Origin of the sequence: Rhodococcus sp. NPDC003318 (genome assembly GCF_042879035.1) — a bacterium.
Lineage (GTDB): Bacteria > Actinomycetota > Actinomycetes > Mycobacteriales > Mycobacteriaceae > Rhodococcus_G.
In genome coordinates, this window is the sequence record NZ_JBIAOU010000002.1 from 44,500 (window position 1) to 62,637 (window position 18,138).

General features: G+C 70.6%; 17 protein-coding genes and 3 pseudogenes. 16 read left to right on the forward strand and 4 right to left on the reverse strand.

Translation table 11 applies throughout. The annotated features are described in order from the left end of the window. Positions 1-82 precede the first annotated feature (82 nt). A pseudogene (locus ACFYVR_RS05420) lies at positions 83-413 on the forward strand (amino acid permease); the annotation flags it as partial. Next, positions 410-835: pseudogene (locus ACFYVR_RS05425) on the forward strand (arginine deiminase family protein); the annotation flags it as partial. The pseudogenes ACFYVR_RS05420 and ACFYVR_RS05425, both read left to right, overlap by 4 nt. A gap of 4 nt (positions 836-839) precedes the next feature. On the opposite strand, the gene lexA reads toward ACFYVR_RS05425, so the two are convergent. Together lexA and ACFYVR_RS05435 are read right to left on the reverse strand one after the other, a co-directional pair. Continuing rightward, positions 840-1,502 (reverse strand): transcriptional repressor LexA, encoded by a 663-nt coding sequence (lexA, locus tag ACFYVR_RS05430; RefSeq protein ID WP_387470471.1) that lies wholly within the window; start codon positions 1,500-1,502, stop codon positions 840-842. 164 nt (positions 1,503-1,666) lie between these two features. Next, positions 1,667-2,158 carry an inorganic diphosphatase gene (locus ACFYVR_RS05435; protein WP_387470473.1) on the reverse strand — a complete coding sequence of 164 codons (492 nt, stop codon included), beginning with the start codon at positions 2,156-2,158 and terminating at the stop codon, positions 1,667-1,669. Positions 2,159-2,314: 156 nt separating this feature from the next. Here ACFYVR_RS05435 and ACFYVR_RS05440 point away from each other — a divergent pair. The 7 genes and pseudogenes from ACFYVR_RS05440 to ACFYVR_RS05470 all read left to right on the forward strand — a co-directional run. Then, a pseudogene (locus ACFYVR_RS05440) lies at positions 2,315-2,464 on the forward strand (hypothetical protein); the annotation flags it as partial. A 173-nt stretch (positions 2,465-2,637) separates the two neighbouring features. Continuing rightward, a complete protein-coding gene (locus tag ACFYVR_RS05445; RefSeq protein WP_387470475.1) occupies positions 2,638-3,507 on the forward strand; it encodes an RNA-guided endonuclease TnpB family protein in 870 nt (289 codons plus the stop codon). 56 nt (positions 3,508-3,563) lie between these two features. Continuing rightward, the gene (gene dacB, locus ACFYVR_RS05450) at positions 3,564-4,979 is read left to right on the forward strand and encodes a D-alanyl-D-alanine carboxypeptidase/D-alanyl-D-alanine-endopeptidase (RefSeq protein ID WP_387470477.1); all 1,416 of its coding nucleotides are present in this window, start codon (positions 3,564-3,566) and stop codon (positions 4,977-4,979) included. Continuing rightward, on the forward strand, positions 4,976-6,028 hold the full coding sequence (locus ACFYVR_RS05455) for a zinc-dependent metalloprotease (RefSeq protein ID WP_387470479.1): 1,053 nt from the start codon (positions 4,976-4,978) through the stop codon (positions 6,026-6,028). The genes dacB and ACFYVR_RS05455 overlap by 4 nt, the downstream gene beginning before the upstream one ends. After that, complete coding sequence (gene tilS / locus ACFYVR_RS05460; RefSeq protein WP_387470481.1) at positions 6,025-7,038, forward strand: tRNA lysidine(34) synthetase TilS; 1,014 nt, start codon at positions 6,025-6,027, stop codon at positions 7,036-7,038. The genes ACFYVR_RS05455 and tilS overlap by 4 nt, the downstream gene beginning before the upstream one ends. Positions 7,039-7,055: 17 nt before the next feature. Beyond that, the gene (gene hpt, locus ACFYVR_RS05465; protein ID WP_387470483.1) at positions 7,056-7,610 is read left to right on the forward strand and encodes a hypoxanthine phosphoribosyltransferase; all 555 of its coding nucleotides are present in this window, start codon (positions 7,056-7,058) and stop codon (positions 7,608-7,610) included. 41 nt (positions 7,611-7,651) lie between these two features. Then, positions 7,652-8,989, forward strand: a complete 1,338-nt coding sequence (locus ACFYVR_RS05470) for an amidase (RefSeq protein ID WP_387470485.1) — start codon at positions 7,652-7,654, stop codon at positions 8,987-8,989. Positions 8,990-8,999: 10 nt separating this feature from the next. Here the strand turns inward: ACFYVR_RS05470 and ACFYVR_RS05475 are convergent, their stop codons facing one another. Further along, complete coding sequence (locus tag ACFYVR_RS05475; protein ID WP_387470487.1) at positions 9,000-11,018, reverse strand: serine/threonine-protein kinase; 2,019 nt, start codon at positions 11,016-11,018, stop codon at positions 9,000-9,002. Between the two features lie 89 nt (positions 11,019-11,107). Beyond that, positions 11,108-11,740: a maleylpyruvate isomerase family mycothiol-dependent enzyme gene (locus tag ACFYVR_RS05480; RefSeq protein ID WP_387470489.1), complete on the reverse strand. Its 633-nt coding sequence runs from the start codon at positions 11,738-11,740 to the stop codon at positions 11,108-11,110. 230 nt (positions 11,741-11,970) lie between these two features. Here ACFYVR_RS05480 and ftsH point away from each other — a divergent pair, with 230 nt between their 5' ends. The 7 genes from ftsH to ACFYVR_RS05515 form a co-directional block, all read left to right on the forward strand. Continuing rightward, the gene (gene ftsH / locus ACFYVR_RS05485) at positions 11,971-14,271 is read left to right on the forward strand and encodes an ATP-dependent zinc metalloprotease FtsH (protein ID WP_387470491.1); all 2,301 of its coding nucleotides are present in this window, start codon (positions 11,971-11,973) and stop codon (positions 14,269-14,271) included. A gap of 77 nt (positions 14,272-14,348) precedes the next feature. Beyond that, positions 14,349-14,990, forward strand: a complete 642-nt coding sequence (folE, locus tag ACFYVR_RS05490) for a GTP cyclohydrolase I FolE (RefSeq protein ID WP_387470493.1) — start codon at positions 14,349-14,351, stop codon at positions 14,988-14,990. Between the two features lie 32 nt (positions 14,991-15,022). Then, positions 15,023-15,838, forward strand: coding sequence for a dihydropteroate synthase (folP, locus tag ACFYVR_RS05495; protein WP_387471180.1), 816 nt, complete (start codon positions 15,023-15,025; stop codon positions 15,836-15,838). Next, positions 15,831-16,202: a dihydroneopterin aldolase gene (gene folB, locus ACFYVR_RS05500; RefSeq protein WP_387470495.1), complete on the forward strand. Its 372-nt coding sequence runs from the start codon at positions 15,831-15,833 to the stop codon at positions 16,200-16,202. The genes folP and folB overlap by 8 nt, the downstream gene beginning before the upstream one ends. Next, a complete protein-coding gene (folK, locus tag ACFYVR_RS05505; protein WP_387470497.1) occupies positions 16,202-16,711 on the forward strand; it encodes a 2-amino-4-hydroxy-6-hydroxymethyldihydropteridine diphosphokinase in 510 nt (169 codons plus the stop codon). Before folB ends, folK begins: the two co-directional genes overlap by 1 nt. Next, positions 16,708-17,175 carry a DUF3180 domain-containing protein gene (locus tag ACFYVR_RS05510; RefSeq protein ID WP_387470499.1) on the forward strand — a complete coding sequence of 156 codons (468 nt, stop codon included), beginning with the start codon at positions 16,708-16,710 and terminating at the stop codon, positions 17,173-17,175. Before folK ends, ACFYVR_RS05510 begins: the two co-directional genes overlap by 4 nt. A 67-nt stretch (positions 17,176-17,242) precedes the next feature. Further along, the coding region (locus tag ACFYVR_RS05515; RefSeq protein WP_387470501.1) for a DUF6779 domain-containing protein at positions 17,243-18,138 on the forward strand (896 nt) is incomplete at its 3' end.

The following is an 18,138-nucleotide window of genomic DNA, read 5'->3' on the forward strand; positions in this document are numbered from 1 at the left end:
CGAGGATCACCGGAGGGTGCCGGTTCCGCAGAACGAGGCTCGGGGGTTCGCTGTGACGACAGAGACCACCTCCACCAGGAAGATGCCGCTGCCGACGCTGTCGGCGATGGTCGTCGGCTCGATGGTCGGCGCGGGGGTGTTCTCGCTGCCCGGAACTTCGGTTCCGCCACCGGCGGTCTCGGCGCGCTGATCGCCTGGGCCGTCGCGGGTACCGGCATGCTGATGCTCGCGTTCGTGTTCCAGGCCCTCGCCGTCCGCAAACCCGACCTGGACGCCGGGGTCTACGCCTACGCGAAGGCCGGATTCGGCGAGTACCTCGGCTTCTTCTCCGCGTTCGGGTACTGGCGAGTGCCTGCGTCAGCAACGTCAGCTACTGGGTGCTGATCAAATCGACACTCGGCCAGGTCCTTCCGCGATGCACCTCGACACCGTATTCACCTTCGCCGACCGTGACCTGGTCACCGTCTTCCCAGACATCGTCGACGGCATCCACACCTTCTCGCTGCGTCCGGGAGACAAGGCGCCCGAGGTCACCGAGGAGAAGAAGTCGTTCGTCGACGTCGTCGCCGAGGCACTGAAGGTCGACAGGCTCCGGGTGGTGCCGACCGGCGGCGGTTTCTACGCCAACGAACGGCAGCAGCGGGACAGCGGCAACAACCTCGTCGCCGTCGAACCGGGCGTCGTGTTCGCGTACGACCGCAACACCCACACCAACTCGGCGCTCCGCAAGGAAGGTGTCGAGGTGATCACCATCGTCGGCGCCGAGCTCGGCCGCGGTCGCGGTGGCGGGCACTGCATGACGTGCCCGATCGTCCGCGACCCCGTCGACTTCTGAGCGGTCAGATCCGCCGCATCACCGACACCACCCGGCCGAGCACCACTGCCTCGTCGCCGTCGATGACCGGGTAGGCCGGGTTGCGGGGCTCGAGCTGCACGTGCCCGTTGCGTCGGCGGTACACCTTCACGGTCGCCTCGCCGTCGATCATCGCCGCCACGATCTGACCCGAATGTGCCTCGTGCTGCTGGCGGACCACCACGATGTCGCCGTCGCAGATCGCCGCGTCGACCATCGAGTCGCCGCGCACTCGCAGTCCGAACACCGTGCCGGACCCGACCAGGTCGCGCGGCAGGGACAGCACGTCGTCTGTGTGCTGCTCCGCGAGAATCGGTGTGCCCGCGGCGATGTCACCGACGACGGGTACCTGCACCGAGTCGTCGGAGGCGGCGTGCGCCGCGGTACCGCGGAGGAACGGGCGCACGTCGATCGGCCGGGACACCGAGGGGCTGCGGCGCAGGAAACCCTTGTCCTCCAACGCCTTCAGGTGCTTCGACACCGCCGAGGTGGAGCGCAGGCCGACCGCGTCCGCGAGCTGCCGGGTGCTCGGCGCGAACCCGTACTCGACCACCCAGTCGCGGATCGTCACGAGAATGCTCTGCTGGCGCGGCGGCAGCGCGCTGGGGTCGAGGCCGCCGAAGGGGTCGAGGTCGTCGTATCCGGTCACGGGGCGAGATCGTAGAGGGAACCGCCGACACGCCCTGCACCCGCTCACCCCCACACCCGCTCACCCCTCGAACGGCTGAAGGTGCCCTTCGTGCGGTTCACGCGCACGAAGGCCACCTTCAGCCGAGCGGGGTGGGGGTGCCGCCCCCACGGGAGGGTTGGGGCTCAGTGGCCGCCGTCGGCCTGCAGCCGGTCGAACGCCTCCGCGATGACCTTCTCGGCCTCCTCGCGGCCGACCCAGTCGGCGCCGGTGACGTGCTTGTTCGGCTCGAGGTCCTTGTAGTGCACGAAGAAGTGCTTGATCGCGTCCAGCTCGAACTGCGACACGTCGGAGATGTCCTTGACGTGGTCCCAGCGCGGGTCGCCGGCGGGCACGCACAGCACCTTGTCGTCGCCGCCGGCCTCGTCGACCATCTTGAACATGCCCACCGGGCGAGCCTCGACGATCACGCCAGGGAAGACGGACTCGGGCAGCAGCACCATCGCGTCGAGCGGGTCGCCGTCCTCGCCGAGGGTGTTCTCGATGTAGCCGTAGTCGGCGGGGTAGCCGAACGAGGTGTAGAGGTAACGGTCGAGCTTGACGCGCCCGGTCTCGTGGTCGACCTCGTACTTGTTGCGCTGACCCTTGGGGATCTCGATGGTGACGTCGAACGACACGCGTCTTCCTCGCTTTGTTTCGTCTTCGGTGGGCTTGATCGTCTCATGCTCCACCTTCCCCGTGGATCACGGTGAAGTGAAGGATGCGACGCATAGGGTACAGACAGTTCACGATCCCGTGTGATCCTGTGGCGTTCGGTGTGCGCCTGTTCGTCTATGGCTCGTTTTTGTCGGTGCTTGCGCTCATGGTCCGGCGACAAGGGCGGACAGCGGGGATGGGACCGGGGGGTGGGTGCGGTGATTCAGACGTACCGGTTCGCGCTCGACCCCACCTCCGAGCAGGAAGAGGGGCTTCGGTCTTACTGTGGTGGGCAGCGTTCCGCGTTCAACTGGGGCCTGGCCACGGTGAAAGCGAACCTGGATCAGCGGACCGCGGAGCGGTCCTACGGGATCGACGATGCGGACCTGACGCCCAGCCCGAGCTGGTCTGCCTACAGCCTCCGCAAGGACTGGAACCAGGCCAAGAAGGCCGCGGCGCCGTGGTGGGCGGAGAACTCGAAGGAGGCCTACTCTTCCGGGTTGGCGAACCTCGCAGCCGCGCTGACGAACTGGACGAACTCCCGGACCGGGAAGCGGAAAGGCGCGAAAGTCCGGTTTCCCGATTCAAGGGCAAGCGCGGCACGCTGTCGTGCCGGTTCACCACCGGCGCGTTCGGGGAGGTGGTCGCGAACCCGAAGCATCTCGAACATGCGCAGAAGAATTTGCGCAGGCTCGGCCGTCAGGCGACGCGCCGGGTCGGTCCGGACCGGCGCACGAGGCAGGAACCGTCGAAGCGGTGGCGCAAGACTGCAGCACGGATCGCGCGTGCGCATGCCCAGGTCGCGAACGCGAGAGAGGACGGGTTGCACAAGCTCTCCACCCGCCTCGTACGTGAGCACACCACGGTGGTGGTCGAGGATTTGAACGTGGCCGGGATGGTCCGCAACCGGCGGTTGGCTCGGCGTGTCGCGGGGGTCGGGATGGGGGAGTTCCGCAGGCAGGTCGAGTACAAGGCTGGCTGGTGCAGCACCCGTGTGCTGGTGGCGGATCGGTGGTATCCCAGTTCCAAGACGTGTTCGGCGTGTGGCGTGGTGAAAGCCAAACTGCGCCTGTCCGAACGGATCTATATCTGCGATGGGTGCGGGCTGCGCATTGATCGTGACTTGAATGCGGCGCGCAGTCTTTCGGCGCTTGCGTGGGCGTCCTCCTCGAGTTGCGGGGCGACGGTAAACGAGCCGGATGGAAACCCACGTCAGACCCGCATTGCGCGGGCAGCGGGTATTGCCACGGGAAGACCGGGACCTTCGGGTGCGGGTCAACGTCGACGCCGTCAGGCGTCGACTCGGGAGACGTTTTCACACGTTTCTTGAACGGTAACCGGTCAGGGATAATGGCGTGAGAAGTGCGTGGAGCGACCATCGGAGGGATGTTGGGCAAGGCAGGGGCGAAGGACCGCAAGCTCGGGTCCCTGGCCGCGCGACGGCGCAAACGGGTCCGGCTCCTGCTCGGTGTGGTCGCCGTCGGCGTGATCGGCGTCGTCGTCGCGGCGCTCGTGCTGCTGGTCCCGAATCTCGGTTTCGGGACCAGCACGGCGTCCCCGACCACCACGCCCGCACCACCGCCGGTCACGCCGACGCAGCAGGTCGCCCCGGTCCCCGCCGACGCGCCGACGCCGACGCCCGCGGGGGTGGCCGCGGCGCTCGGCCCGGCGCTCGCGAACCCGGCGCTCGGTTCGTTCACCGGTGTCGTGTCGGACGCGGCGTCCGGCGCCGTCCTGTGGAGCCAGGGCGCGGACACACCGATGGTCCCGGCGTCGACGACGAAGGTGCTCACCGCGGCCGCCGCGCTGCTCGCGTTGCCGCCCGAACATCGCGTCGCCACCCGGGTCGTGCAGGGCTCGGAGCCGGGACAGATCGTGGTGGTCGGCGGCGGCGACCCGACCCTGACCGCGCAACCTGCCGGGCAGCCCGGGTACTACCCGGGCGCACCGCACCTCGACGACCTCGTCGCGCAGGTTCGCAGCGCGGGCGCGACCGTCGAGTCCGTCGTGGTCGACGCCGGCGCCTACACCGGGACCGCGATGGCCCGCGGCTGGATGCCGACGGACATCGCCGCCGGCTACATCGCCCCGATCGAGCCGATGATGCTCGACGGCGCACGCAGGCAGGCACTCGAGGACGAGTCGCCGCGCAGCGCCACCCCCGCACTCGACGTCGGCACGGCCCTCGCCGCGGCCTTCGGCCTGCCCCCCGACCGCGTCACCGTCGGCACCGCCCCGTCCGGGGCCGCACCGCTCGCCTCCGTCGAGTCCGCGCCCCTGCGCGACCGGCTCGGCCAGATGATGAGCCACTCCGACAACGTGCTCGCCGAGACCGTCGGCCGGGAGATCGCGGCCGAGGTCGGGACCGAGCCGTCCTTCGCCGGCGCGACCGAAGCGATCCTCCGGACCCTCGACCAGGGTGGCTTCGACACGACCGGAACGAGCCTGTACGACGCCAGCGGACTGTCGGTGGACGGCCGCATCCCGGCCCGCCTGCTCGACGAGATCCTCACCGCCGCGACCGGCGACGGCCACCCGGAACTGCGGCCGATGCTCGACTACCTGCCCGTCGCGGGCGCGACCGGCACCCTGTCCGATCGCTACGGCACCGGGGTGGGCGCGGGCTGGGTGCGAGCCAAGACCGGCACCCTGTCCGAGGCCAGCGCGCTGGTCGGGTACGTCACCGACGTCGACAACCGGGTCCTGACGTTCGCCCTGATGTCGAACGACCGCTCGCCGGACGTGAGCCGTCCCGCTCTCGACGCCATCGCCTCGACCCTGCGGACGTGTGGGTGCACATGACCGAGGAACGGTCCGGCGGACTGGGTGGCGCGGTCGACTGGGAGTTGGCGGCGCGCACCGGGGTCCGGCTGGCCCGACCCGGTCCGACCAGCACCCGCGAGGCCGCGGAGGCGGTCGTCGCCGAACTCGCCGACGCGTCCGTCCGGGCCGAGCAACCGGTCCGTGACGTCACCGGTCTCGCAGACGGGCTGCCCGTGCCGCAGGCACGGATCGTCGACCGCGCCGGGTGGATCCGTGCCGCCGCCGCATCCATGGCGAACCTGACCGGCGAGGAGGGCGGCCGCGCCGCCGGGTTGCTCGGCGGCCGTCCCGCCGGACTGCAGGCGGGCGCGATGCTGGCGTTCCTGTCGTCGGCGATCCTCGGCCAGTACGACCCCTTCACCGGCGAGCACGGCACTCTGCTGCTCGTCGCCCCGAACGTCGTCGGAGTCGAGCGGGCCCTGAAGGTTCCGTCCCACGACTTCCGGCTGTGGGTGTGCCTGCACGAGGTGACCCATCGCGTCCAGTTCTCGTCCGCACCCTGGATCGGCGACCACATGAGGGAGACGGTCGCGACCCTCGGCGCCGTCGGCGACGACTCGGTGTCCGACCTGGTGCGCCGCCTGGCCGAGGTGCTGCGGAACCGGCGTCCCGGGCAGGACCAGGCCCCCGAGGACCGCGGGATCCTCGGACTGCTGCGCGCCACCCAGGCCGAACCGCAGCGCGAGGCGCTGGACCGGCTGCTGATGCTCGGCACCCTGCTCGAGGGTCACGCCGACCACGTGATGGACGCGGTCGGTCCCGCGGTGGTGCCGTCGGTGGCCCGGATCCGGCGGGCGTTCGACCAGCGGAGGGTCAGGGCGGCCAGCCCGCTGCAGCGGCTCGTGCGGGCGTTGCTCGGTGTCGACGCGAAGATGGCACAGTACGTGCGTGGCAAGGCGTTCGTCGACGCCGTCGTCGGCGAGGTCGGGATGACCGAGTTCAACGCGATCTGGACCGGACCCGAGACGCTGCCCCGCACCGCCGAGATCGAGAACCCGCGAGCGTGGATCGACCGGGTCCTGGCGTGAGCACCGGATCGCCGCGCCTGCCCGAGGGGCAGGCCCTGCTCGAGGTGCGCCACGCGGTCCGCCGATGGATCGCAGGACACCCGCCCCCGGACGGGGTCGCGGTCGCACTGTCGGGCGGGGCGGATTCGCTGGCCCTGACCGCCGCGGCGGTCGCGGAGGCCGGTCCGGTCCATGCCCTCGTCGTGGACCACCGGTTGCAGGACGGATCCGCGGAGGTCGCGCGGCGGGCCGCGGACCGGGCGCTGCGGCTCGGCTGCCTGTCCGCGCGAGTGCTACCGATCGACGTCGGCACCCGCGGCGGGCTCGAGGCCGCTGCGCGCGTCGCCCGGTACGACGCGCTCGGCGCCGCCCGTGCGGGCCGGCCCGTCCTGCTCGGCCACACCCTCGACGACCAGGCCGAGACGGTGCTGCTGGGGTTGGCCCGCGGATCCGGGCCGCGGTCGATCTCCGGTATGCGCGACTGGGACGAACCGTGGGGACGGCCGCTGCTGCGGGTGCGCCGCACGGTCACCGAACGGGCCTGCGGTGAGTTGGGTCTGCCGCCGCATCGCGACCCCCACAACGCGGACCCCGCGTTCACCCGCGTTCGGCTGCGGACCGAGGCACTGCCGCTGCTCGAACAGATCCTCGGCGGCGGAGTCGCGCAGGCCCTCGCGCGAACCGCGGATCAGGTCCGCGAGGACGGCGAGGTGCTCGACGCCGCTGCGACGGCACTGCGGCGGGCGGCGACGGTGCCCTCGGAAACGGGGGGTGACGAACTCGACACCCAGGTCCTCGCCGCCGCGCATCCGGCTGTCCGTCGCCGGGCGCTGCGCGAATGGTTGCAGGTCAAGGGCGTCGGCGGTCTCACAGACACCCAGCTGCGCGCTGCGGACGATCTCGTCGGACGCTGGCGCGGGCAGGGTGGAGTCGCGCTCGGCGGCGGCGCGCGGGACGTCAGGTTGGTGCTGTCCCGGCGGCATGGCAGGCTGTCGGTCGGGTTCGTCACGCGCGAGCCGGCAGGTCGATGAACAAAGGGGCTAGCGCCGTGTACGAAGGCGACATCGCATCGGTTCTGATCTCCGAAGAGGAGATTCGCGAGAAGACGGCCGAGCTGGCCGCCTCGATCGCCGAGAAGTTCCCCGAGGGTGCCCCGGAAGGGGATCTACTGCTCGTCGGTGTCCTCAAGGGCGCGATCTTCTTCATGACGGACCTGGCGCGGGCGCTGTCGATCCCCACCCAGATGGAGTTCATGGCCGTCAGCTCGTACGGCTCGTCGACGTCCTCCTCCGGTGTGGTGCGGATCCTCAAGGACCTCGACAAGGACATCGCGGGCAGGCACGTGCTGATCGTCGAGGACATCATCGACTCCGGCCTGACGCTGTCGTGGCTGATGCGGAACCTGTCGACCCGCAACCCGGCGTCGCTGTCGGTGGTCACCCTGCTGCGCAAGCCCGAGGCCACCAAGATCGACGTCGACGTCGAGTGGGTCGGCTTCGACATCCCCAACGAGTTCGTCGTCGGATACGGTCTCGACTACGCCGAGCGCTACCGCGACCTGCCGTACATCGGCACCCTGGAGCCGAACGTCTACGGCGGCTGATCAACCTCCCCGGAGCGGCTTCGCCGCGGGCGCATAATCGGGTGATGGACGCCGACTTCACCGTCGCCGCCGTCGCCCAGCGGGTGCGGTCCGGGACGCTGACCCCGGTCGACGCGGTCGAGGAGTCGCTCGCCCGGATCACGGCCCGCGACCCCCGCCTCGGCGCCTTCGTCGACGTCCGGGCGGACGCCGCACGTACCGAGGCGGCGGCCCTGGGCGCCCGGCCCGACCTGGCCTCGCTGCCGCTGGCCGGCGTACCGCTCGCGGTCAAGGACAACGTTCCCGTCGCCGGTCGCCGGCTGGGCAACGGTTCGCTCGCGAGCCCCGCCGCACCGGCCGCCGCCGACCATCCCGTCGTCGCCCGGTTGCGGGCCGCGGGCGCCGTCGTCGTCGGGGTGACCGCGGTCCCCGAACTGTGCGTGTGGGGCGCCACCGACACCCCCGACGCGATCACCCGCAACCCCTGGAATCCCGCCGTCACCTCGGGCGGGTCGTCGGGCGGCTCCGCGGTCGCCGTCGCCGCGGGGATGGTCCCGGCCGCGCACGGCGCCGACGGCATGGGGTCGATCCGCATCCCGGCCGCGGCCTGCGGGGTGTTCGGCATCAAACCGGGACGCGGACTCGTGCCCGCCGAACTCGGGGTGGACTCGTGGTTCGGCATGGCCGAGAACGGGCCGATGGCGACGACCGTCGCGGACGCGGCGCTGCTGCTGTCCGTGATGGCCGACCGTCCGGGGCTCGCCGACATCGCCGATCCCGGTTCGTTGCGGATCGCGGTGTCGGTTCGCTCGCCGCTGCCCGTCGTCCGCGTCGACGCACCCTGGCGGGCTGCCGTGGAACGCGCCGCCGCCGCGCTCGGCGGGCTCGGTCACCACGTCGCGACGGGCCCGCTGCCGTACCCGGCGAATCCGCTTCCGCTGCTTGCCCGCTGGACGGCGGGCACCGCGGCGGACGCGGACGGCCTCGACCCCGCGCTGCTGCAGCGGCGTACCCGGCGGCACGTCACGGCGGGGCGGATGCTGGCCCGGACCGTCAAACCCGCGCAGGTCGAACGCCTGGACCGGGCGCTGCGCCGCTACTTCGCCGACCACGACGTGGTGCTCACCCCGACCCTCGCGTCCGCCCCGATCGCGGCGGTGCGATGGAGTGATCGGTCGTGGCTGGCGAACCTGACCGCGAACATCCGGTACGCGCCGTTCCCGTCGCTGTGGAACCTCGTGGGCTGGCCGGCGGCGAGTGTGCCCGCGGGCATTCAACCGGCAACCGGGACCCCCCTCGGCGTGCAGATCGCCGCCCCACCGGGTGGGGAGGGCCGGATTCTGGCGGTGGCGGCGCAGTTGGAGCGGGCGCTGCCCTGGCAGCGGGTCGCTGCGGTGTGACAGGCAAGCGTCAGTCGGGGCGCGTCGTGGGTTCGTGGGAGACCACCCGTTCCAGGGCTCGCAGGTCGGTCTCGAGTTGCCGGAAGAGCCAGTAGGCGCACACGAACGCGATGATCGCGCCGACGGACAGCACCCGCACGGCGCCGATGACCTCGGGAATCTGCTCGGGGGAGAGGAACGTGACGCCGGCGACCGCGACGAGTGGCACCGACGCCGCGACCGCGAGGTAGCGGGTGCTGCGCCGGTCGAGTCCGCGGAGTTCGCGGTCGTCGTCGCTGCTGGTGATGCCGTACGGCAGCAGGACCGGGTACAGGTAGCGGACGGCGTAGAACGTGACGAAGAAGAACGGGTACGCGACGGCGATCGCGCCGCACACGACCAGTGATCCGACGAAGTGGACGTACGCCCCGGCCGGGATCCCTCCCGCCGCGATCTGCAAGGAGATCGGGTAGGCGAGGCCCGCGACGGCCCACAGTCCGAACACGACGATGACGACGCGGTCGCCGAGCAGCAGGGTGTCGGTGCGGGCCCTGGCGAGGGCCACACTGTCGTAGGTGCGGCCCTTCCGCAGGCCGCGGGGCACGGTGAGCGGGCGACGGCACAGGTAGAGCAGCACGATGGCGCCGGTCGGGAACGCGATCGCGTTGATGACGAACTGGATCTGCTCGAAGTGCAGTTCCGCCAGCGGTGTCAGGGTGTCGATGATCAGGGTCTTGTTGTGGTGGTAGTTGTATGCGCCGGCGACCGCGTTGGGGATCGCCACCGCGGCCACCAGGATGGGGATCGTCCAGCGCTGCAGTGTGCGGCGGCGCCGGGTGGGCGGGGGGTCGACGAGATCCCGGGCGTGCGGGTCGAGGCACAGCCGGAACTGCCGGGCCAGCTCCGCGCCGCTGGGCCACCGGCGGTCGGGGTTCGGGTTCAGGCTGGTGTGCAGCACCCGTCGCAGGGTCGCCGGACAGTCCTGGGGCAGTGCCGCGTCGACGCCCGGGCCGAGCCCGGCCTCGCGCAGGGCGAGCATCCGGTCGAGTGTCTCCTCGGTGGGGTCGGCTCCGGGTTCGTCGGCGAACGGACGGGTTCCGGTGAGCAGTTCCCACAGGAGGACTCCGAGTGCGTAGATGTCGCTGCGGGTGTCGAGGTCGGCGGCGGTCGCCGGCCGGCCGGGGTGGCACGCCCCCAGCTGCTCCGGCGACATGTAGCCGAGGGACCCGCCGAAGTAGGCGACCGGACTGTCCCCGGCGACCTGGTCGCTGAAGCTGATGTTGAAGTCGGCGAGTTTCGGGACACCTTCGGCGGTGAGCAGGACGTTCGCGGGTTTGACGTCGCGGTGCAGGACGCCGTGCCCGCCCGCGTGGTCGAGCGCCTCGGCGAGGCGGCACCCGATCCAGGCGACCGTCTCCGGCCAGGTCAGGGACGCGATCTCGGCGCGCACGCTCGAGTCCGTCGGCCGGATCTCGCCCTTGGCGTCGAGGGTGGTGTCGATGGTGTCGAGCAGCAGGGCACCGGAGCGTTCCTCGACGGGGGTGTCGCGGACCCGGCGCAGGACGTCGAGCAGCGTGCCGCCCGGCACGTACTGCATGTACAGCACCTTCATCCCCAGCTCGGGGACGATGCGCTGGTCGAACACCCGCACGATGTAGTCGTGGTCGAGTTGTGCGAGGGTCTGCGGCTCGGTTCCGTGGTCGCGGGAGATCTTCACCGCGACGAGGCGCTGCAAGGACCGTTGCCGTGCCAGGAAGACGCGCGCGAAGGCGCCCCGGCCGAGCGCGACCAGCAGGTCGAAGTCGTCCACGCGGTCGCCGACGTCCAGGTCGTCGAGGGTGCGGCGATCGGTGCGGGCGGCGACGGTGGGCAGGTCGTCGGGATGCGCGGGATCGCGTGCGGTGCCGCTCAGCAGGTCTTCCAGCTCGGTGGGCTGGTCGGGGACCTCGCGTGAGAGTTCGTTGGCCGATTCGCTCAGCGCGGCAGTCGGGGGCGACGCGTCGGCCGCGACCGTCGCGTCGGGAGTGGTTCGTGCGTGGCGCTGTGTCATGACATCTGCCGACGACCGTTGTCGTCGTGACCTGCCGGAAAGGGCCTCGGACCTTCAGGATAATCCCGCCGCGCGCGGTGTCCGAACGATCAGAACGGCCAGGGCGGTAGCTCCGGCAGCCCTGGCCGGGTGGGCCGGCCGATCAGCCACGCCAGCAGTTCGGGTCGCGGCAGGTCGGGGAGGACGAGGTCCGGCGCGACGGCGGCGAGTTCGGGCAGCTGCGAGTCGAGGGTGAACTCGACGAACTCGGCGGGCCAGTCGGTGCACCGGTATCCGGCGTCGAGGTCGAGGTGATGGATCTCGAGTTCACGCCACCGCAGTGTGGGGATGTCGCGGGCGGTGACGGGCTTGCGCCATGTCACCGGGCTGTCGAGCCGGTCGGCGCCGATGTGGCGGAGCTCGTCGACCAGCCGGCGGCCCGCGAAGGCGAGGTCCGCGGCGAGCAGGCCCACGGGCCGGTCCGCGCCCTCGTCGATGGCGGCTCCGCGGGCCTCGGGTCCACCCGGGTACATCTGACCGGGTGTGCCGTCGCGGACCCCGAGCACGAAGCGGCGCAGGCCGTCGGCGTTGCGGGCGAGATGGGTCGCCACGTGCCCTCGGGTCCATCCGGGCAGGGCGGACGCGCCGCGCGCCTGCTCTTCGGTGAGACCGTCGAGCGTCTGCTCCACACGAGCCTGCGACTGCGCGACCCGGTCGACGACCTCCGTGTACGACAGCGTCATGTCCGGGAGCCTAGGAGGTCGTCCCCGGTGATGCGGAACCAACGCGCAGTCCCGTTCGTTGGGGGAGGGAGTGGTGTGTGCGGACGTGAATACTGGCGGGATCACCAGCGGTCTTCGCGGTAATCTTTCATTGTCCGGTGATCAGCCGGAACGCCGGCGCACCGAGCTCGACCCGAGCTGGAAAGCTCGACCGGAACTGGAAAGGACTGGCCCGAAGCGGCTGAACCTGTATGAACCGCAAGACTGTGTTTCGCAACCTGGCGATCGTCGCCGGCATTCTGCTGATCATCTACGCGTTCAGCTACTTCGGTAACGACACTCGCGGGTACGAGAGCGTCGACACGTCGGTGGCGATTGCGCAGCTCGACGCCAAGAACGTCACCGACGCGCAGATCGACGACCGTGAGCAGCAGATCCGGTTGACCCTCAAGCAGGGCAACGAGGCGACCGGGAACTCCACGCAGATCATCGCCAAGTACCCCAGCGCGGCGTCCGAGCAGATCTTCGACCAGGTCCAGCAGGCCGGGCTCGACAAGTACAACACCAAGATCAGTCAGCAGAGCTGGCTGACGCAGATCCTGCTGTTCGTGCTGCCGATGGTCATCCTGCTCGGCCTGTTCGTGTTCGTGATGGGCCGGATGCAGGGCGGCGGCCGCGGCGGTGTGATGGGCTTCGGGAAGTCGAAGGCCAAGCAGCTGTCGAAGGACATGCCGAAGACCACGTTCGCGGACGTCGCGGGCGCCGACGAGGCCGTCGAAGAGCTGTACGAGATCAAGGACTTCCTGCAGAACCCGGCGCGTTACCAGGCGCTGGGCGCGAAGATCCCGAAGGGTGTGCTGCTGTACGGCCCGCCCGGTACCGGCAAGACGCTGCTCGCGCGCGCGGTCGCGGGCGAGGCCGGCGTGCCGTTCTTCACCATCTCCGGTTCGGACTTCGTCGAGATGTTCGTCGGTGTCGGCGCCTCCCGTGTGCGCGACCTGTTCGAGCAGGCCAAGCAGAACAGCCCGTGCATCATCTTCGTCGACGAGATCGACGCGGTCGGCCGCCAGCGCGGCGCCGGGCTCGGCGGTGGTCACGACGAGCGCGAGCAGACCCTCAACCAGTTGCTGGTCGAGATGGACGGTTTCGGTGACCGCACGGGCATCATCCTGATCGCGGCCACCAACCGGCCCGACATCCTCGACCCGGCGCTGCTGCGCCCGGGTCGCTTCGACCGGCAGATCCCGGTCACGAACCCCGACCTCGCGGGCCGGCGCGCGATTCTGCGCGTGCACTCGCAGGGCAAGCCGCTGGACCAGCACGCGGACCTCGAGGGCCTGGCGAAGCGGACTGTCGGTATGTCCGGTGCCGACCTGGCGAATGTGATCAACGAGGCGGCCCTGCTCACCGCCCGCGAGAACGGCGCGGTGATCACCGAGGCCGCGCTCGAGGAATCGGTGGACCGGGTCATCGGCGGTCCGCGGCGTAAGAGCCGGATCATCAGCGAGCACGAGAAGAAGATCACCGCGTACCACGAGGGTGGCCACACCCTGGCCGCATGGGCGATGCCGGACATCGAGCCGATCTACAAGGTCACCATCCTGGCGCGTGGACGCACGGGTGGTCACGCGATGACCGTCCCCGAGGACGACAAGGGCCTGATGACCCGGTCGGAGATGATCGCGCGTCTGGTGATGGCGATGGGTGGCCGCGCGGCCGAGGAACTGGTGTTCCACGAGCCGACGACGGGCGCGTCCTCGGACATCGACCAGGCCACCAAGATCGCCCGGGCCATGGTCACCGAGTACGGCATGAGCGCGCGGCTCGGTGCCGTGCGCTACGGGCAGGAGGGCGGCGACCCGTTCCTCGGCCGGTCGATGGGACAGCACTCCGACTACTCGCACGAGGTGGCCCGGGAGATCGACGAGGAGGTGCGCAACCTGATCGAGGCCGCGCACACCGAGGCCTGGTCGATCCTCAACGAGTACCGCGACGTGCTCGACGTGCTGGCCACCGAACTCCTCGAACGGGAGACGCTGACCCGCAAGGACCTCGAGCAGATCTTCACGAGCGTCGAGAAGCGCCCCCGCATCACCGCCTTCAACGACTTCGGTGAGCGCACGCCGTCGGACAAGCCGCCGATCAAGACTCCCCGGGAGCTGGCGATCGAGCGCGGTGAGCCGTTGCCCGAGGAGCCGCCCCGCACCTTCGCGCGCCCGCAGGCGGTGCCCGCCCCGGCCGTGCAGCAGGGGGGTGCGCCGCCGCAGAACGGCTACCAGGTGCCGCCGCATCCGGGTTACCAGCCGTACCCGCCGCAGCAACAGCAGCCGCAGGGCTCGGTCCCGGACTACGGCGCGCCGGCCGGTTGGTCGGCGCCGGGCTGGCCACCGCGCACCGACGGTCAGCACACTCGGCCGTACCCCGAGCAGCCGGAGAATCCGTACGCCGGGTACCCGCAGTGGAATCCGCCGCCGCAGCCGCCGTCACAGCAGCCGGCGGAGGACAAGGACGTGCCCACGCAGCGTTGGGACGGGCCGAACGGTCAGCAGTGAGTTGCTGCGCCTAATGTTTGGGACGATCCTGTCGTGGACGAGGGAAATCGGTCCGACTGAAGTGGAGGTGCGATCAGGTGTCGGTTCATCAACTCGGTGGTTCGGGAACGAATGAGACGGACGAGGTGCTGCGTTCGGTCGAATACGGTCGTGTCTTCGACCAGGCGCGTGCCGAGGCCGCCGTCCGCGAACTGCTGATCGCGGTCGGCGAGGACCCCGACCGTCCGGGTCTCCTGGACACCCCCGCCCGCGTGGCTCGCGCCTACCGCGAGGTGTTCGCCGGTCTCTACACCGACCCGGACGCCGCACTCAACACCACCTTCGACGAGGGGCACCAGGAGCTGGTGCTGGTTCGCGACATCCCGATGTACTCCACCTGCGAGCACCATCTGGTCTCGTTCCACGGAGTCGCGCACGTCGGGTACATCCCGGGATCGACCGGCCGGGTCACGGGCCTGTCGAAGCTCGCTCGGGTCGTCGACCTGTACGCCAAGCGTCCGCAGGTCCAGGAACGGCTGACCAGCCAGATCGCCGACGCGCTCGTCCGCAAGCTGGACCCGCGCGGCGTGATCGTCGTGGTCGAGGCCGAGCACCTCTGCATGGCGATGCGCGGCATCCGCAAGCCGGGTGCCAGCACCACCACGTCGGCGGTGCGGGGAATCCTCCAGTCCAGCGCGGCCTCGCGTGCCGAGGCGCTGGACCTCATCGTCCGCAGGTGACCGTGCTGCACGCGGCGTCCGCGCCGGTCGTGATGGGCGTTCTCAACGTCACCAGCGACTCGTTCTCGGACGGCGGGCGCTACCTCGACCGTGACGCGGCGCTCGCGCACGGTCTCGAGCTTCGCCGGCTCGGTGTCGACATCATCGATGTCGGCGGCGAGTCAACACGGCCCGGAGCGCAGCGGGTGGACCCGGACGTCGAAGCGGCTCGGGTGGTCCCGGTGATCCGGGACCTCGCCGCCGAGGGCATCGCGGTCAGCGTCGACACCATGCGGGCGTCGGTGGCGGCCGCAGCGATCGAGGCGGGCGTCGACATCGTCAACGACGTGTCCGGTGGTCGCGCGGATCCGGCGATGGCGTCGGTGCTCGCCGACGCCGGGGTGCCGTGGATCCTCATGCACTGGCGGTCGGAGGGTGCATACGTGCACGCCGGTGGTGTGCTGCACTACGGCGACGTCGTCGACGACGTCTGCGACGAATTGATGGCGACGGTGGACACCGCGGTGGCCGCGGGGGTCGATCCGGGCAAACTGATTCTCGACCCGGGCCTCGGTTTCGCGAAGACGGCCGAACACAACTGGGCGCTGCTCGGCGCTCTCCCGAAACTGAACTCACTGGGCTTCCCCGTCCTGATCGGGGCGTCGCGCAAACGTTTCCTCGGCAGCCTGCTCGCCGACGAGCACGGCGACCGCGCCCCCGACGGCCGCGAGGTCGCCACCGCGGTGGTGTCGGCGTTCGCGGCGCGGGGCGGCGCCTGGGGCGTACGGGTGCACGACGTGCGGGGTTCGCGGGATGCGATAGCGGTGGCCCAGACGTGGGCTGCGGCGGAGGAGGCGCGTGGTGTCTGACCGCATCGAGTTGCGCGGACTGCGGGTGCGTGGTCATCACGGCGTCTTCGACCACGAGAAGCGGGACGGGCAGGACTTCCTCGTCGACGTGACGGTGTGGCTGAACCTCACCGCGGCCGCCGCGTCCGACGACCTCGCCGACACACTCGACTACGGCGCACTCGCGCAGACGGCCGCGGACATCGTCGCCGGGCCGCCGCGGGACCTGATCGAGTCGGTGTCCGCGGAGATCGCGGACGCCGTGTTGCGCGACGAGCGGGTCGATGCGGTCGAGGTCACCGTGCACAAGCCGTCGGCGCCGATACCGCTGACCTTCGCGGACGTGGCGGTGGTGGCGCGGCGTTCCCGCAGGAGCTCGCACTGATGAGCCGGGTGGTGCTGTCGATCGGGTCGAATCTCGGGGACCCACTCGCGAACCTGCGTTCGGTGGTCGACACCCTGGGGGAGCGCCTGATCGCGGCGTCCGCCGTCTACGTGACACCGCCGTGGGGCGGTGTCGAGCAGCAGGACTTCCTGAACGCCACCCTGATCGCGCAGGACCCCGCGCTGGACTGTCGCGGCTGGCTGCGGTTCGGTCAGGACCTCGAACGGCAGGCGGATCGGGTCCGGGACGTGCGGTGGGGCCCACGCAGCCTCGATGTGGACGTCGTCGACTGTGACGGAATCGTCAGCGCCGATCCGGAGCTGACGCTGCCACATCCCCGCGCCCATCTGCGGGCGTTCGTCCTGGTGCCGTGGCTCGAGATCGACCCCGATGCGGCGTTGACGGTCGACGGCACGCCGGTTCCCGTCCGCGACCTACTGGCGGCGCTGGACCCGGCGGACGTGGCCGGGGTGCGGCGCACCGACGCGGAGCTGGTGGCGTCGTCGTGAAGCCGACTCGCGTCCGCGACCTGGCCGGGTTGGCCGTGTTCGCCGCCGTCGCGACATGGCTTCTCGTCCGTACCTTCTACGGCTCACTGCCGCCGGTCTCGGTGTTCGCGGGGGCGTCGCTGTACCCGGTTGCCGTGATCGAGGTCGTGCTCGCGTTCGTGATCCGGGCTCGGGTCGACGCCCACCGGATCGGCTCGGGACCACACGACTTCCATCCGATCGTCGCGGCCCGCGCGGTGGCACTCGCGAAGGCGTCGGCTCTGGTCGGGGCGGCGAGTGCCGGCGTCTGGCTCGGCCTGCTGGTGTATCTGCTGTCCCAGCGATCCGAGCTGGACGCGGCAGCGCAGGACACCACGGGGACGTTCGTCGGACTGATCGGCGGAGTGCTTCTCGTCGGCGCCGCATTGTGGCTGGAACATTGCTGCCGGACCCCGGACGAGCCGCCGGACGAGCCCGCCGCCTGACGGTCGAGACCGGAATCGCCGGTTCGCCGTCACGGACCAGTCAGCGGCGGCCGCTATCCTGAGCCGTATGACGCTTTCTGGTCGCGCAGGTTCGATTCGGAGGAACAAGCGCAGCGCGAGCCAGATGATCGTGGCGGGCCTCGTTGCGCTGGCGGTGGTCGCGAGCCTGTTCCTGATCTTCAGTGACAGTGTGCAGCTGCTGCGTATCGGTCTGGTCGCTGCGCTGTGGGCTGCTGTGATCGGCGCGATCGCCATGACCAAGTACCGCCGCGAATCGGTCGCCGACAAGGCGAAGATCCGGGATCTGCAGACGGTCTACGAGTTGCAGCTCGAACGCGAGATCAGTGCGCGCCGCGAGTACGAGGTGGGGGTCGAGACCCGCGTACGCAACGAGGTGGCTGCCGACATCTCGGAGATGGCGGCACTGCGAGCCGAACTGGCTGCGCTGCGCGGCAGCCTCGAGGTGCTGTTCGAGGGACGGTTGCCGGTGGACCGGGTCGCGATCGCGGCGGACGGGAAGCGGATCGGTGAGCTCGGCGCGTCGCCGACGGCCCGGCCTGCGGTGCCGTTCGCGCCCCGGCCCGCCTACACCGACCCCAGGTCGGGGCCCACCTTCGCCTCGCCCGACGACGAACCGGTCACCGCGGAGGTCTCGGTCGTCCCGGACGAGCCCGGCGCGAACGCAGCCACCCCGCCGGCGGCGGTACCCTTCGTGCCTCCTGCGACGAAACCCGAACGCGCGAAGCCCGAGGCGGTGAAGACCGAGCCCGCGAAGACCCAGACTGTGAAGCTCGAGGCCGTGAAGCTCGCGCCCGTGAAGCTCGAGGCCGTGAAGCTCGAGGCCGCGAAGACCGAGGCCGCGAAGGCCGAGGCCGCGAAGGCCGAGGCCTTCAGGCCCGCGGGCCTGAAGGTCGTGGGACCGAAGACCGAGGCCCCGAAGGAATCGAAGCCGGAGACCCCGAA

Excerpts from the sequence above, each read along its gene's own strand:
- ftsH (WP_387470491.1), top strand. The coding sequence starts at position 11,971 with ATGAACCGCAAGACTGTGTTTCGCAACCTGGCGATCGTCGCCGGCATT.
- ACFYVR_RS05480 (WP_387470489.1), bottom strand. The coding sequence starts at position 11,740 with ATGACGCTGTCGTACACGGAGGTCGTCGACCGGGTCGCGCAGTCGCAG.
- folP (WP_387471180.1), top strand. The coding sequence starts at position 15,023 with ATGGGCGTTCTCAACGTCACCAGCGACTCGTTCTCGGACGGCGGGCGC.
- folK (WP_387470497.1), top strand. The coding sequence starts at position 16,202 with ATGAGCCGGGTGGTGCTGTCGATCGGGTCGAATCTCGGGGACCCACTC.
- ACFYVR_RS05475 (WP_387470487.1), bottom strand. The coding sequence starts at position 11,018 with ATGACACAGCGCCACGCACGAACCACTCCCGACGCGACGGTCGCGGCC.
- ACFYVR_RS05455 (WP_387470479.1), top strand. The coding sequence starts at position 4,976 with ATGACCGAGGAACGGTCCGGCGGACTGGGTGGCGCGGTCGACTGGGAG.
- dacB (WP_387470477.1), top strand. The coding sequence starts at position 3,564 with ATGTTGGGCAAGGCAGGGGCGAAGGACCGCAAGCTCGGGTCCCTGGCC.